At 56.3% G+C, this 238-nt stretch carries 1 protein-coding gene; it reads right to left on the bottom strand.

The genetic code is table 11. The annotated features are described in order from the left end of the window. Positions 1–238, bottom strand: a 238-nt coding sequence (locus tag Q4563_RS22465) for a glutamine amidotransferase-related protein (RefSeq protein WP_303606123.1), incomplete at both ends; no start/stop codon positions are given.

A 238-nucleotide genomic window follows, 5' to 3' on the forward strand; every position in this document is an offset into this window, starting at 1 on the left:
GGGTGATTGGCACCGTGATGGCCATGACTCATTTTCAACGTGGTTGCACCGGAAGCCAGTGCCAGCAGTTGATGCCCCAGACAAATACCGAATACCGGGATGTCGGTTTCCAGGATTTCCCGGATCGCTTCTATGGCGTAGGTACAAGGCTCCGGGTCACCCGGGCCGTTGGACAAAAAGATGCCATCCGGATTCATCGCCAGTACATCGGTGGCTGACGTTTGTGCCGGTACAACGG

It is taken from the genome of Gilvimarinus sp. 1_MG-2023 (assembly GCF_030548285.1).